Here is a 14,339-nt window from a genome sequence, read left to right on the forward strand (position 1 = left end):
AATATTTGTGATTGACAACAATATAACGATGAAAGAGGTGCGCCGAGTGTCACAGCCAGTGCTTCAGATCGAAAACCTGCAAACGCACTTCTTCACGGACCGTGGTCAGGTTCCCGCAGTAGATGGTGTTTCGATCACGGTACATAAAGGTGAAGTAGTGGGCATCGTAGGCGAGTCGGGTTGCGGGAAAAGTGTAACCTCCTTATCCATCATGAAACTGGTTCCGAATCCTCCCGGAAAGATCGTGGGGGGAGCGATTCGTTTTAAAGGAGAAGACCTCGTCTTGGCCAGTGAAAAACGGATGCGCGAGATTCGAGGCAATGAAATCGCAATGATTTTCCAGGAGCCAATGACCTCGCTCAATCCCGTATTCACCATCGGCGATCAGATCGGTGAAGCAATCCGCTTACATACGAAAACTAGCAAAAAAGAAGCGCGGCAAAAATCAATAGAAATGTTGAAAAAGGTAGGAATCCCCCGCGCCGAAGCCATCGTGGACGAATACCCTCATCAGTTGTCAGGCGGGATGCGTCAGCGCGTGATGATTGCCATGGCGATGGCCTGCAATCCAGAATTGCTGATCGCGGACGAGCCTACGACCGCCTTGGATGTGACCATACAAGCGCAGATCCTCGATTTGATGCGACAGCTGAACCAGGAAGCCGATACCGCTGTTTTATTGATTACGCATGATCTCGGAGTCGTTGCGCAAATGTGCCACCGCGTCGTGGTCATGTATGCAGGCAATGTGATAGAGGAAGGCGACGTGCGGACCATTTTAAAGAATCCCAAGCACCCCTACACGATTGGTCTGCTGAATTCGCTGCCGAAGCTGGAAGAATCCCAGGAACGGCTGTACTCCATTCCGGGCAATGTGCCGATTCCTGGCTCGCTGACTGCCGGCTGCCGTTTTGCGCCGCGCTGCGAACAGGCGATGGACCGCTGCCGTCAAGAAATGCCGGAGCTGATTCCTGTGGAAGAGAACCATCGCTCCCGTTGCTGGCTGAGCATCTAACCCGAAAGGAGCATGCAGGTGACTGAAGAACTTCTGGTAGTTTCCAATCTGAAAAAATACTATCCCATCACAGGCGGTGTTCTTGGTGGGGAAATTGGAACGGTCAAGGCAGTGGACGATATTTCGTTTTCCGTCAAACGCGGGGAGACGCTCGGTTTGGTAGGGGAGAGCGGCTGCGGCAAATCGACGACGGGCCGTTCCTTGCTCCGCTTGATCGAGCCGACTTCAGGAGAAATTCGCTTTGATGGCGTCGATGTCATGAAGTTGAAGCATGAAGACCTGCGCAAAATAAGGCGTGACATGCAGATCGTTTTCCAGGATCCGTTCGCATCGCTCAATCCTCGTCACAATGTTGAGAAGATTCTGGAAGAACCGTTGATCGTACATAAAATCGGTACCCCGGCTGAACGGAAAAAAAGGGTGGCCAAGATGCTGGAGGTCGTCGGTCTCAGCAGTTATCACGCCAGACGGTATCCGCATCAATTCAGCGGCGGCCAGCGTCAGCGGATCGGCATCGCCCGGGCGTTAATGCTGAACCCGAAATTGATCGTTGCAGACGAGCCGGTCTCGGCGCTTGATGTCTCCATCCAGTCTCAAGTGCTCAATCTCATGCAGGACCTGCAGAAGGAAATGGGGTTGACGTACCTCTTCATTGCCCATGACTTGAGTGTGGTTCGCCATATCAGTGACCGAGTAGGAGTCATGTACCTCGGACGGATCGTCGAACTGACCACGAGCAATCAGCTGTACACCAACCCGCTGCACCCTTATACCCAGGCATTGTTGTCTGCAGTACCCACGCCAGATCCGGACGTCGTGCGGGAGCGCATCATATTGGAAGGAGATGTGCCAAGTCCAGCCAATCCTCCCGGCGGCTGCACCTTCCACACGCGTTGTCCCAAGGCAAAAGAAGAATGCAAAACCGTTCGTCCCCAGTTTCAGGAGGTCGAGCTAGGTCATTTCGTGGCCTGCCATTTATACAGCCAGGCGTAAACATCGACAGAAGCACAATCAACTATCCCGCAACCTTTCAAAGGGGGGATGCGAAGCAGAGTCGATAAGATCCAGAACCTTTATGTGCAAGCGGTAAACAAGGAAAAGAGGGGGATTCAAGTCATGAAGAAACGAATTCTTTCGGCGACCATGACCAGCTTGCTGGCGATTTCGATGCTGCTTGCGGGCTGCTCTCAAACCACGCAAGCTCCGCCGACTGAGCCTGCCAAGACGGAGCAGCCAGCGCCAACGCCAGCGCCGGAGCCCGCCAAAAACGAACCGAAACAACTAATCGTGGGCCGCGGGGGAGACTCTCCTGGACTCGATCCGATCAGAGAGACAGACGGTGAATCGTTCAGGGTTACCGAAAATATTTTCGACACCTTAGTAGGCTACGAAGAGGAAAGCACAAAAGTAGTTCCTTCCTTGGCTGAGAAATGGGAGATTTCAGAAGATGGCCTTACGTATACCTTCACTCTGCGCCAGGGCGTCAAGTTCCACGATGGCACCGATTTCAATGCCGAGGCAGTCAAATGGAACTTTGAACGCTGGATGGATAAGAGCAATCCTTTCCACAACCAGGACGGTTACTACTATTACAATGACATGTTTGGCGGCTACAAAGGCGATCCCAATCACGTCATCAAATCCGTAGAGGCGGTAGATCCGAATACAGTCAAGTTTACCTTGAATTATCCATTGGCTCCGTTTATCCAGAACCTGGGAATGTCTCCTTTTGCAATCGCATCTCCAGCAGCGGTTCAAGCAGCAGGAGCAGAAGGCTTTACCGAAAAACCGGTGGGTACGGGTCCATTCAAGTTTAAAGAGTGGAAGCGCAACGATACCATCACGCTTGAAAAGAATCCAGACTATTGGAACAAGGGATACCCGAAAGTGGACACCCTCGTGTTCAAATCCATTCCTGAAAACACGGCACGCTTGACAGCGCTGATCAACGGCGAGATCGACCTGATGGACGGCCTGAACCCCGATGATGCGGAAACGGTGAAATCGAACAGTGAACTGCAGCTCATCCTTCGTCCGTCGAACAACGTCGGCTATATCGGATTCAACGTGGAGAAACAGCCGTTTGACAATCCGAAGGTGCGCGAGGCCATTGCCTATGCGATCAACAAGCCTGCTATCGTGGAAGCCTTCTTTGCAGGATTGGGCCAACCTGCCGTCAATCCAATGCCGCCGACTCTCTGGGGACACAACGACAGCATCAAGGACCGCGAGTATAATCTGGAAAAAGCCAAGCAGCTGTTGGCTGAAGCCGGTTTCCCCAATGGCTTTAAAACGCAGTTCTGGGCGATGCCAGTACCGCGGCCTTACATGCCGGATGGTGTGAAAATTGCCGAAGCCATTCAACAGGACCTCAAGCAAATCGGAATTGAAACGGAAATTGTGACAATGGAATGGGCGACTTATCTGGAGAAAACGAGAATTGGTGAGCAAACCATGTTCATGCTCGGTTGGACCGGGGACAATGGAGACCCTGACAACTTCCTCGCCACACTCTTGGATAAGAATAATATCGATGGAAACAACAATACTCGCTGGGCAAACGATGAGGCTTCCCAGCTCATGATGAAAGCCAAGCAGGCGAATACGCAGGCAGAGCGCGAGCAGCTTTACAAGCAAGTGCAGGAGATTATTTTCAAGGAAGTGCCAATGGTTCCGCTGGCGCACTCCACACCTGCGCTGGCTGCAAGTGCCAATGTTGTCGACTACAAACCGCATCCAAAAGGCTCTGAAAGTTTGGAGAAAGTAGATATCAAATAATCCTCTCCACAAGGATCAAACGATTGCAAAGGGTAAGAGGAGCCCCTTCTTCTTACCCTTTTTTCTTCGTGCAACCACTGCCCCGCCATGAAGTTTTGACGGAGCCAGGTTTTCAAATCAGGAAAGCGAGGAGATGGCATTGCTATCCTACAGCATCCGAAGAATTCTAATGCTCATTCCCGTCCTACTGGGCATGTCCATCGTCGTTTTTTCAATAATTCGGGCTATACCGGGCGATCCGGCATTAACCATTCTGGGTGAGAAAGCAAGTGCCAAAGCAATTGCTGACTTGCGAGAAGTGCTTGGCTTAAACAATCCTTGGTACATACAGTATTTTGATTATTTGAAGCAAATCATTACAGGTGATCTTGGCGTATCGCTCCACACGGGAGCTAGCATTGCAAAAGAAATTGGTCCTTATTTGGCGGCTACGACAGAACTGACGATTTTCAGCATGTGTTTTGCTGTCTTTATTGGTGTAAACGCTGGCATTATCTCTGCGTGGAAGCAAAATTCATGGTTCGATTACACCGCTATGCTGATTGCATTAATTGGCGTCTCCATGCCGATTTTTTGGCTGGGTCTGATGGAGCAATGGTTTTTTGCGCAAGAGTTGAAATGGCTGCCATCAGTTGGTCGTGACAATCCGCGTGATCCGGTACAGGCGATTACGCACTTTTATATAGTAGATACCATATTGGCAGGACGGTGGGACCAATTCCGGGATGTAGTGGAGCACTTGATTCTCCCCGGAATCGCTCTTGGTACCATCCCGATGGCTATTATTGCACGCATCACTCGCTCCAGCATGCTGGAAGTCATGCGTGCCGATTATGTACGCACGGCTAGAGCAAAAGGGATGGCTCAATTCGGCGTAGTGTACAAGCATGCTTTGAAAAATGCGATGATTCCTGTACTTACCGTAATCGGTTTGCAAACGGGTCTTTTGCTCGGTGGCGCGGTCTTGACGGAGACAATCTTCGGATGGCCGGGTGTGGGAAGGTATATTTACACGGCGATCGGCAATCGCGATTACCCGGTCATCCAATCGGGGATTCTCGTGATCGCGACCATCTTCGTCCTGATCAACTTGCTGGTCGACCTGCTGTACGCCTACATCGATCCACGGATCAAATACCGCTAAGGAGGTTCGTCAGATATGGCAGAAGTAAATGTGCAGACGTATCCGGTAAAGCAGGCAGACGAACAGGTCATCTCTCCTTGGCGGGAAGCGTGGAGAACACTGCGCAAGAACAAGCTCGCGCTGGTGGGGATGGGAATCATTGGCTTTTTTGTGATCGTCGCTTTACTCGCTCCATGGATCGCCCCTTACCCGTACGACGTGGGGGACCTGAAAATGAAAAACCAGCCTCCATCGGAACAGCACTTGTTAGGGACGGACTACAATGGACGTGATGTTCTGAGCCGCGTCATTTACGGTGCGCGCATCTCCCTATGGGTAGGGACGTTTGCAGTGATCGGCTCAGTTGTGGCGGGAACGATCCTGGGGCTGTTGTCCGGCTATTATGGCCGCTGGGTAGACACCCTGATTTCGCGGCTCTTCGATATTATGCTCGCTTTTCCCAGCATTCTCCTGGCGATTGCGATCGTTGCCATTTTGGGCCCCTCGCTGCAAAATGCCCTGCTGGCCATCGCGATCGTGAATATCCCGACCTTTGGCCGATTGGTTCGCTCGCGTGTCCTCAGTCTCAAGGAAGAAGAATTTGTCATGGCGGCTCGCGCGATTGGCATGAAGGACAGCCGCATTCTCCTTCAGCATATCTTGCCGAACAGCATGGCTCCCATCATCGTGACGGGAACGCTTGGCATCGCGACAGCCATTATTGAAGCAGCAGCCTTGGGCTTTCTCGGCTTGGGGGCACAAGCACCCGAACCGGAGTGGGGCAAAATGCTCTCCGATTCGCGCCAGTACATCCAGAAGGCTCCGTGGACGGTCATCTTCCCGGGTTTGTCCATCATGCTAACCGTTCTTGGATTCAACCTGATTGGAGACGGGCTGCGGGATGCGCTCGACCCGAGGATGAAAAATTAACTGCCAACAAACCGAAGGAAGCTCACTCAGCTTCCTTTTTCGCTGAAACGCTTCTTTTTTTGCCAAGGAAATGGTATCCTCGCAATAGAATATTGATGAAAGCAAGGTGACGACATTGTTTGCAGCACGCATCGAAAAGCTTCATCGTTTTATGCAAGAACAAAAGCTGGATGCAGTATTGATTACATCTCCGAAGCATGTCTATTACCTGACCGGCTTTTTCACAGATCCGCATGAACGGTTTCTGGGACTGGTGATTCCGGCGCAGGGGGAACCCTCTCTGATCGTCCCTGCTCTGGATCGTGAGGCAGCCGCAGCCGCATCCGACATCCAACGCATTTATACACATACTGATGTTCAAAATCCATATGTAGTCCTCAAAGATACCCTTCCGACCGGCCTTCAGGCATTGGGGATCGAGAAAAGCCACATGACTGTGGAGCGTTTTGAGGCGATGAGCGCATTCGTGACGGCTGCACGCTTCGTCGACGTAGAAGAGCCGCTTCGTGAAATGCGGCTGATCAAGTCCCAGGATGAGGTTGCCCGCATGAAGCATGCGATCCAACTGGTAGAAGATGCTCTGCGGGAGAGCCTGAAAAAGGTAAAGCCGGGCGTAACCGAGATGGAAATCGTCGCAGAGCTCGAATATCAGATGAAGCGCTTGGGTGCGGAAGGCCCTTCGTTCAGCACAATGGTACTCGCTGGCGAGAAATCGGCGCTGCCGCACGGAAATCCGGGCAGTCGAGCTGTTAAGCAAGGAGAGCTGCTGCTCTTTGACTTAGGAGTAGAAGCCGATGGTTACGTCTCCGATATTACACGGACTTTTGCCGTGGGAGAAGTAGACGGAAAGCTTCGCGAGATCTACGAGATCGTATTGGCTGCCAATGAAGCGGCAATCGCAGCGATTAAGCCTGGTGTTACCTTTGCCCATCTGGACAAAACCGCGCGTGATGTCATCAGTGCCAAAGGCTACGGGGAATATTTCATGCATCGTCTCGGTCACGGACTTGGCATGGATGTGCATGAATACCCGTCGGTACACGGGGAGAACCAGGAAGTCTTGCGTCCTGGAATGGTCTTTACCATCGAGCCGGGGATCTATCTGCCTGGTCTCGGAGGCGTCCGTATCGAAGACAATGTCCTGGTGACGGAAACAGGCGTAGAAGTGTTGACGAGATTCCCGAAAGAGTGGACGGTAATCGGCTAAATCCGGCGTCCAACCAAGTGAATAATGATGTTTCATGGTGCTAGATTGTTGCTGGAATGGAGCAATCAGCTTAAAAGGGAAGTCCGGTGCAAAACCGGCGCGGTCCCGCCACTGTAACGAGGAGTGCGATGTCAGATCTGCCACTGTGCCCACACAAAAGGGAATGGGAAGGTGACAAAGCGCGATGAATCGGAGCCAGGAGACCTGCCATGAAGCCATGCATGATCGGCCCACGAGGATGGGGATGATGTGGAGTACAGCGGCAGCGAAAAGCAAGGCGTTAGTCAAACGCCTGTGTCTTGGCATGTCCCCGTCCACGTAAGACAAGCATCTCCCCGAGCCAGATGGGAGATGCTTTTTTATTGTGATGAAAAGAGAGAGGGGAAGCCACATGAATCGTAAGCAGAAATCATTTTGGAATAAAATGGGCATTTCCGGCGTTTGTGCAATAGCCATGCTGCTCTCCGCGTGCGGAGCCAGCCAGAACACACAAGGTACAGCCTCACAGTCATCTTCGAGTCAAGAATCCGAGCAGTCGGTCGTCATTCAAAACAACGGAAGAGAAATTCGCTTTACGAAGGCGCCTGAGCGAGCCGTTACCCTCAACCAGCATGTGACCGAAGTGATGCTCGCTCTCGGGTTGGAAGACAAGATGGTAGGGACGGCTTATCTAGACGATGCGATTTTGCCAGCATACAAGGAAGCCTATGACAAAATTCCGGTCTTGTCAGACACGTACCCCAGCAAAGAGGTGCTGGCAGCCGCAGACCCTGATTTTGTCTACTCCGGGTGGAAGAGCGGCTTTGGCGATAAAGGGGTAGGATCGATGGAAGAGCTGGAGCAAGCCGGAATCCAGTCCTACTTGCATATGTCCTCTAACATGAACGGTCCGACGACGGAGGATGTATTCGCAGATATACGGAATATCGGCAAAATCTTTCGGATCGAGGACCGGGCCCAGGCGCTGATTTCCAGCATGAAACAGGAGATGAAGGAAATAACGGACAAGCTGGGACAAATCGACCAACCGATCACAGTCTTCGTGTATGACAGTGGGGAAGATCAACCCCTGACAGCCGCAAACAACTACATGACCTCGCTCATCACCCAGGCAGGCGGTACAAATATCTTTGCTGATGTGGACAAAGGGTGGACCACAGTAAGCTGGGAAGAGGTCGTAAATCGAAATCCGGAAGTGATTGTCATCGTCGACTATGGCGACAAGACTGTAGACCAAAAGCGAGACATGCTCTTGCATAAGCCGGAGCTGGCTGATTTGCCGGCGATCAAGAATCAAAAGCTGATCGTATTGCCGTTGTCTGCTGCATCAGAGGGTGTGCGTGCGCCTATCGCACTGAAAATTCTTGCGCAGGGCATGTACCCTGAAAGATTTGCAAACTAACTTGATACTTAGGATTCCGGTACTGGTCGGGCTCCTTGTGAGGAGGGAAGTAAGCTGCGACGCATAAATTTGACAATGCTGCTCATGGTGCTGGTGATGGTTCTGGTCGTCTCCATCACGCTAGCCATCACAATGGGTTCAGTTCCGATCGAAACTGCAAAGGTTTGGAAAATGGCGTTATGGCATACTCCTTTCCTGGGTGAGAGTATTGAGACAGACTGGACAAAAGCAGAGCATACGATCATCTGGGATATCCGCTTTCCTCGTGTCTTGCTGGGAGTGATAGTCGGTGCAGGATTATCGGTGGTCGGGGTGGCGATCCAAGCCTTGGTTCGCAACTCGTTGGCGGATCCGTATATCCTGGGGGTTTCTTCTGGTGCCTCCGTAGGAGCTACGCTGGTTATCCTGTTTGGCGCATTCAGTCTGTTCGGACAGTTCGCTTTGTCAGCTGGAGCTTTTGTGGGTTCGTTGATTTCTGTCGTGTTGATCTTCGTCTTATCGCGGATCGGAGGCCAGAATTCCACGGTGCGCTTGCTGATGGCAGGAATCGCCATCTCGGCAGTTCTGTCAGCTGTAACCAGCCTGATTATCTTTTCTGCTCCCAACGAACACGGGATTCGCTCGGTTTTGTTCTGGATGAGCGGCAGTCTGGCAGGCGCCAAATGGGACTATCTGGCAATCCCTTCGGTTGTGGTATTGCTTGTCATGCTGATATTGACCGCCCACTATCGTTCGCTTAATGCCATGCTGCTTGGGGAAGAGTCCGCCCGTACCTTGGGTGTTCATATCACCCGTTTTCGCAGGTTGTTGTTTTTGGTAACCGCCCTGCTGACCGGGGTGATCGTCGCCATCAGCGGGGCGATTGGTTTTGTCGGGTTGATGATGCCGCATATCGTCCGCGCCCTGGTTGGATCGGATCATCGTCGGGTGCTGCCCGTCAGCGCGTTGCTGGGAGCCATTTTTCTCGTGTGGGCTGATGTCATTGCCAGGCTTGCATTCGCTCCGGAAGAGCTGCCGATCGGGATCATCACGGCCCTATGCGGCGGACCGTTTTTTCTCTGGCTGATGATGCGCAGTTCCTATTCCTTTGGAGGTAGTGGCAAATGAAAATACATGCTGAAAACATCTCCGTTACAGTAGATAAAAAGAAAACATTGCTGCGAGACGTCGGACTGGACGTGCTGGACGGGGAGACCGTCGGGTTGATCGGGCCCAATGGCAGCGGCAAGTCCAGCTTGTTGAAGAGCATTTACCGCGTCCTGAAGCCTGAAGCCGGTCTCATTACGTTGGATGGGGAAGACGTCTATCGGCTTTCTGCGGCGGAGAGCGCCAAGCGCATGGCTGTCGTTCGGCAAGAATCGTCTGTGGAGTTTGACTTTACCGTACGCGAGATGGTCTTTATGGGACGCGCGCCGCACAAGAAGCTGCTGCAGACCGATACGCCTGAGGATGAGCGGATTTGTGCCGAAGCATTGGCGCAGGTAGGGATGGGAGATCAGGAGCAGCGCAGCTTTTTTACCTTGTCTGGAGGCGAGAAGCAGCGGGTCATGATCGCTCGGGCCTTGGCGCAGCAGGCGAAATTCCTCGTATTGGACGAGCCGACCAACCACCTCGATGTGCGCTACCAATTGCAGATCATGGACCTGGTGAAAAGGCTGGGCATGACCGTGCTGGCAGCCTTGCATGATCTCAATATTGCCGCGATGTACTGCGACCGCTTATACGTCATGAAGCACGGGAAAATCGTGGCGTCGGGACGGACCGAAGAGGTTTTGTCGACGGCATTGATTCGCGATGTTTTCGGTGTTGAGGCGGAAGTGAACACTCATCCCAGAACGGGGAAAAAGCATATCGTCTACTTTTCGGAACTGAGCTTGCCTCCTGCCGTTATCCAGAAAGGGGCTGTCGGGTCATGAAAAATTTGGCCACATCCTGTAACAAAAGTCATTCGTGCGCATCTAACCAGTAATACTGTAAGGGAAGGAGGATCGTGCCGTGGAAAAATTGCAGCCGACACAGGAAGCTGCATTTGAACAAATCATGCGTGATTACGGGACACGAGTGCTCCGCCTTGTCACTTTTCTGGTCAAGGATCGCAGTTTGGCTGAAGACCTCACACAGGATGTTTTCGTCAAAGTGTATCGAAATCTCCCTCGCTTTCGCCACGAAAGCAGCTTGCATACCTGGCTGTACCGGATCGCCGTGAATGAGTGCAAAGGGTACTTGCGTTCTTGGTCTGTACGGCATATCCTTCCCCAATCCTGGATTCGCGACGAAAGCGATGTATCCGCCGAACGCCTCGTCATGGAGCAGGCGGAGCGCGATCAATTGGTACAGGCAGTGCTGGCTCTGCCGCCTGCGCACCGCCAAGTCATCGCCCTTCATTATTATGCCGATTTGTCGATGGCGGAGATGGCGGAGGTGCTCGGGATCAAGGAAGGAGCAGTGCGGACTCGCTTGCATCGCGCAAGACAGCACCTGAAACAACGGTTGGGAGAGGAGGATGCATGGGAATGGTCGAAGACAAATGGCTGGAACAGTTGAAGGAGCGGGCCGATCAAGGGATGCTGCGGGATGTGCATTTTACTGCTGAATTGGAAAATAAAGTACGTGAGCGAATTCAAAAGCGGAATCCCAGGATGTCTTTTATGCGATCTGGCTCAGTGGCGCTGGCGGGACTTTTGCTCTTCATCACGCTTTGGCAGGTGTGGCCACAACAGATCGAATGGGGGCAGAGTGGGACGAATCCTGTGGAAAAACCGCCTACATTGTTACCAGGGGGAGTTCCGCAAAGCCCGGAGCTTTGGAAACCTTCCCCCGTCGTCGAAGGAACCGTTGATAACCTGACGTTCTCCTACCTGGGCGAAAAACCTGTTCGGTTAATCACGGACGAAAACAACATCTACGCAGGCCAGCAGCAAAAATTCATGTGGCTGCTGGACGGGGACTTTTCCAATCAGGTGGAACTTGTCGCTCATAACACGGAGGGGCAGCAGGTCGAACTGGGTACCTTTGAGGTGGGCGGGGGAATGTATGATTCGAAGGGTCATTTTCCTTCAGGACTTGTCTTGCCCACTCCGGGGATCTGGAAGCTGGAGGTACGGTCATCCGGGAAATATTTCGGGCATGTATTTATTGCAGTGAAGTCTGGGATCTCTCCGAGCAACCAAAGCCTGGTAGAACCGCTGGTCCGCAAGTTTTTGGAGACGGAAGAAGAGAAGCTGGGGTGGCTGGGCAAAAACCGCCAGATAACCATCGAATTGCTTCGTGTCGATGCCCCTACTGCCGAGAAACGAAGGGCCTATGCCTGGATCAGGGTCCTGAGTGAAAACAACTCATCAGGAATCAGTGCGGCGATGGCGTTTGACGTGATGTATATGGGCAATGATTATCGCGTGGTTGGTTTCCAGATGCCAGAGGATGGAAATCGGTATCAGAGCAGCCTTGCGGAAATTTTCCCGCCTGATGTCTTGGACATGATCTGGCAGCGAAGTGAGCAGCCATCCTGACATTTCGTGATGTTGTGCCGGAACATCTCTTGAATGTGGAATTGGGAAAAGTTATAATAAAACTTGTTGCGGGAGCCGTGCGACCACACGGCTCCCGCCCAATAGACCGCTACAAAGGCGGTCGGCTTTGGTGAAATGTCCAGAAATAGACCGCGTACCCTGGCAGGGGCGGTCTATTTCTTTTGGTTAAGAGCTACGACTATTGCGACAACCAGGGTCAGCCCTGCTATCAGTAGCGAACCAAAACCGATCATCAGAGTCAAAGCATCTTTAACCTCCACGTAGCATCCCTCCCTTCCGCGAGAGGTAGCCAACTGCCTTTGAAAGCCGTTCTATCGTTAGTCCAATAATAACATAAATTTACAGTACATTGTAATTGCTTCAGAATCACTTGGAACGTACTTTCTCTAGTGCTTTTGGGCCAACTCTCCATTCTCTTCTGTTGCTACGCTATCCAGCGTTTGCTATAATAACCGTTAGTGTATTTTTGTGAGACGCAATCTGGCAGGAATGGATTCGCGTGGGAGGGAACTAACAGTCAATGGATCGACGTGAAAGACAGAAAAGGATACGAAATTTTTCCATCATCGCCCACATTGACCACGGCAAGTCGACACTTGCTGACCGGATTTTGGAGCTCACCGGAGCTTTGTCATCCCGTGAGATGGAAGCCCAGTTCCTGGATTCGATGGATCTGGAAAGAGAGCGCGGCATTACGATCAAGTTGAATGCTGTGCGTTTGAACTATAAAGCCGACAACGGAGAGGAATACATTCTCCATCTGATTGACACCCCTGGACACGTGGACTTCACGTATGAGGTATCCCGCAGTCTGGCTGCCTGTGAAGGGGCGATTCTCGTCGTGGATGCAGCCCAAGGGATTGAAGCGCAGACGCTGGCGAACGTATATCTGGCGTTGGACAATAACCTGGAAATCATTCCGGTTGTGAATAAAATCGATCTGCCAAGCGCAGAGCCGGAACGTGTAAAGCAAGAGGTGGAAGATGTCATCGGGCTGGATGCCAGCGACGCCGTTCTGACTTCCGCCAAAGCGGGAATCGGGATCAAGGACGTGCTGGAAGCTGTCGTGCAAAAAGTGCCGGCGCCGGAGGGAGACCCGGATGCTCCGCTGCAAGCCTTGATTTTTGACTCCTACTTCGATGCCTACCGCGGCGTGATTGCCTCGATCCGCGTGGTGAACGGAACCCTTCGAAAAGGCATGAAAATTAAAATGATGGCGACAGGCAAAGCTTTCGAGGTGACGGAAATCGGGACCTCGACACCGCGCCAGACGCCAGTGGAAGAGTTGACGGTAGGGGATGTAGGCTACGTGGCCGCTTCTATCAAAACCGTCGGCGATACGCGGGTGGGGGACACGATCACAGAGGCGAGCCGTCCTGCCGCAGAGCCGCTGCCTGGTTACCGCAAAATCAACCCGATGGTATTCTGCGGTCTGTACCCGATCGAAACCAACGAGTACAACGACCTGCGCGAAGCCCTCGAGAAGCTGCAGCTAAACGACGCTTCGCTGCAGTTTGAGCCTGAGACGTCCCAAGCTCTGGGCTTTGGGTTCCGTTGCGGATTCCTCGGACTGTTGCACATGGAGATCATCCAGGAGCGGATCGAACGTGAATTCAACATCAACCTGATTACGACTGCGCCAAGCGTTATCTATCGCATTACGAAGACAAACGGCGAAGTGTTCGAGATCGACAATCCGTCGAAAATGCCGGAAGCCCAAAAGATCGAAACAGTCGAAGAGCCGTATGTTACAGCTACCATCATGGTGCCAAAAGAGTACGTCGGCGATGTCATGCAGTTGTGCCAAGGCAAGCGCGGCGAATTCCTCGACATGCAGTACATGGGCGAGAACCGCGTTCAGTTGAAGTATGACATGCCATTGTCGGAGATTGTGTACGACTTTTTCGATCTGCTGAAATCAGGCACGAGGGGCTATGCTTCCTTTGACTATGAATTGGGCGGCTACAAGGCTTCCAAGCTGGTCAAAATGGATATTCTCCTCAACGGCGAGATGGTGGATGCCCTCTCCTTTATCGTCCACAAGGATACGGCATACGCCCGCGGAAAAGTCATCTGCGAAAAGCTGAAAGAACTGATCCCGCGTCAGCAATTTGAAGTGCCCATCCAGGCGACCATCGGACACAAGGTCGTGGCCCGCGAGACGATCAGCGCATTGCGCAAAAACGTATTGGCCAAGTGTTACGGCGGGGACATCTCGCGTAAACGCAAACTGCTGGAAAAGCAAAAAGAGGGGAAAAAGCGCATGAAATCGGTCGGCTCTGTAGAGGTTCCTCAAGAAGCCTTCATGGCCGTATTGCGCATGGATGATAAGAAGTAGGCCTGACCTTTGTGTC

Annotated in this window: 14 protein-coding genes and 1 riboswitch; of the genes, 13 read left to right on the plus strand and 1 reads right to left on the minus strand. The window is 52.3% G+C overall.

Annotated elements, in window-relative coordinates; genetic code table 11:
* The first annotated feature begins 46 nt into the window (after positions 1-46).
* The 12 genes from EDM58_RS01885 (at position 47) to EDM58_RS01935 (ending at position 11,964) form a co-directional block, all read left to right on the plus strand.
* Positions 47-1,015, plus strand: coding sequence for an ABC transporter ATP-binding protein (locus tag EDM58_RS01885; RefSeq protein WP_122911812.1), 969 nt, complete (start codon positions 47-49; stop codon positions 1,013-1,015).
* Between the two features lie 18 nt (positions 1,016-1,033).
* Positions 1,034-2,008 (plus strand): ABC transporter ATP-binding protein, encoded by a 975-nt coding sequence (locus EDM58_RS01890; RefSeq protein WP_122911813.1) that lies wholly within the window; start codon positions 1,034-1,036, stop codon positions 2,006-2,008.
* A 123-nt stretch (positions 2,009-2,131) separates the two neighbouring features.
* Positions 2,132-3,793 (plus strand): ABC transporter substrate-binding protein, encoded by a 1,662-nt coding sequence (locus EDM58_RS01895; RefSeq protein ID WP_122911976.1) that lies wholly within the window; start codon positions 2,132-2,134, stop codon positions 3,791-3,793.
* Between the two features lie 133 nt (positions 3,794-3,926).
* Positions 3,927-4,937, plus strand: a complete 1,011-nt coding sequence (locus EDM58_RS01900) for an ABC transporter permease (protein WP_122911814.1) — start codon at positions 3,927-3,929, stop codon at positions 4,935-4,937.
* Between the two features lie 15 nt (positions 4,938-4,952).
* The gene (locus EDM58_RS01905) at positions 4,953-5,846 is read left to right on the plus strand and encodes an ABC transporter permease (protein ID WP_122911815.1); all 894 of its coding nucleotides are present in this window, start codon (positions 4,953-4,955) and stop codon (positions 5,844-5,846) included.
* A 115-nt stretch (positions 5,847-5,961) separates the two neighbouring features.
* On the plus strand, positions 5,962-7,053 hold the full coding sequence (locus tag EDM58_RS01910) for a M24 family metallopeptidase (protein ID WP_183187390.1): 1,092 nt from the start codon (positions 5,962-5,964) through the stop codon (positions 7,051-7,053).
* Positions 7,054-7,071: 18 nt separating this feature from the next.
* Positions 7,072-7,279, plus strand: a riboswitch (cobalamin riboswitch).
* Positions 7,238-7,375 carry a hypothetical protein gene (locus tag EDM58_RS25595; RefSeq protein ID WP_183187379.1) on the plus strand — a complete coding sequence of 46 codons (138 nt, stop codon included), beginning with the start codon at positions 7,238-7,240 and terminating at the stop codon, positions 7,373-7,375. It overlaps the preceding riboswitch by 42 nt.
* 69 nt (positions 7,376-7,444) lie before the next feature.
* The gene (locus EDM58_RS01915; RefSeq protein WP_122911817.1) at positions 7,445-8,455 is read left to right on the plus strand and encodes an ABC transporter substrate-binding protein; all 1,011 of its coding nucleotides are present in this window, start codon (positions 7,445-7,447) and stop codon (positions 8,453-8,455) included.
* 75 nt (positions 8,456-8,530) lie between these two features.
* On the plus strand, positions 8,531-9,562 hold the full coding sequence (locus EDM58_RS01920; protein WP_183187391.1) for a FecCD family ABC transporter permease: 1,032 nt from the start codon (positions 8,531-8,533) through the stop codon (positions 9,560-9,562).
* Positions 9,559-10,371 (plus strand): ABC transporter ATP-binding protein, encoded by an 813-nt coding sequence (locus EDM58_RS01925; protein ID WP_122911819.1) that lies wholly within the window; start codon positions 9,559-9,561, stop codon positions 10,369-10,371. The genes EDM58_RS01920 and EDM58_RS01925 overlap by 4 nt, the downstream gene beginning before the upstream one ends.
* 79 nt (positions 10,372-10,450) lie before the next feature.
* Complete coding sequence (locus EDM58_RS01930; protein ID WP_122911820.1) at positions 10,451-10,999, plus strand: sigma-70 family RNA polymerase sigma factor; 549 nt, start codon at positions 10,451-10,453, stop codon at positions 10,997-10,999.
* The gene (locus EDM58_RS01935; RefSeq protein ID WP_246000483.1) at positions 10,963-11,964 is read left to right on the plus strand and encodes a hypothetical protein; all 1,002 of its coding nucleotides are present in this window, start codon (positions 10,963-10,965) and stop codon (positions 11,962-11,964) included. The genes EDM58_RS01930 and EDM58_RS01935 overlap by 37 nt, the downstream gene beginning before the upstream one ends.
* Before the next feature lie 173 nt (positions 11,965-12,137).
* Here the strand turns inward: EDM58_RS01935 and EDM58_RS25985 are convergent, their stop codons facing one another.
* Positions 12,138-12,245: a putative holin-like toxin gene (locus EDM58_RS25985; protein ID WP_023554802.1), complete on the minus strand. Its 108-nt coding sequence runs from the start codon at positions 12,243-12,245 to the stop codon at positions 12,138-12,140.
* Positions 12,246-12,505: 260 nt separating this feature from the next.
* Between EDM58_RS25985 and lepA the strand changes: the two genes are divergently transcribed.
* Positions 12,506-14,323 (plus strand): translation elongation factor 4, encoded by a 1,818-nt coding sequence (lepA, locus tag EDM58_RS01940; protein WP_122911822.1) that lies wholly within the window; start codon positions 12,506-12,508, stop codon positions 14,321-14,323.
* Positions 14,324-14,339 lie beyond the last annotated feature (16 nt).

This window comes from Brevibacillus panacihumi (assembly GCF_003710985.1).
GTDB classification, from domain to species: domain Bacteria; phylum Bacillota; class Bacilli; order Brevibacillales; family Brevibacillaceae; genus Brevibacillus; species Brevibacillus panacihumi.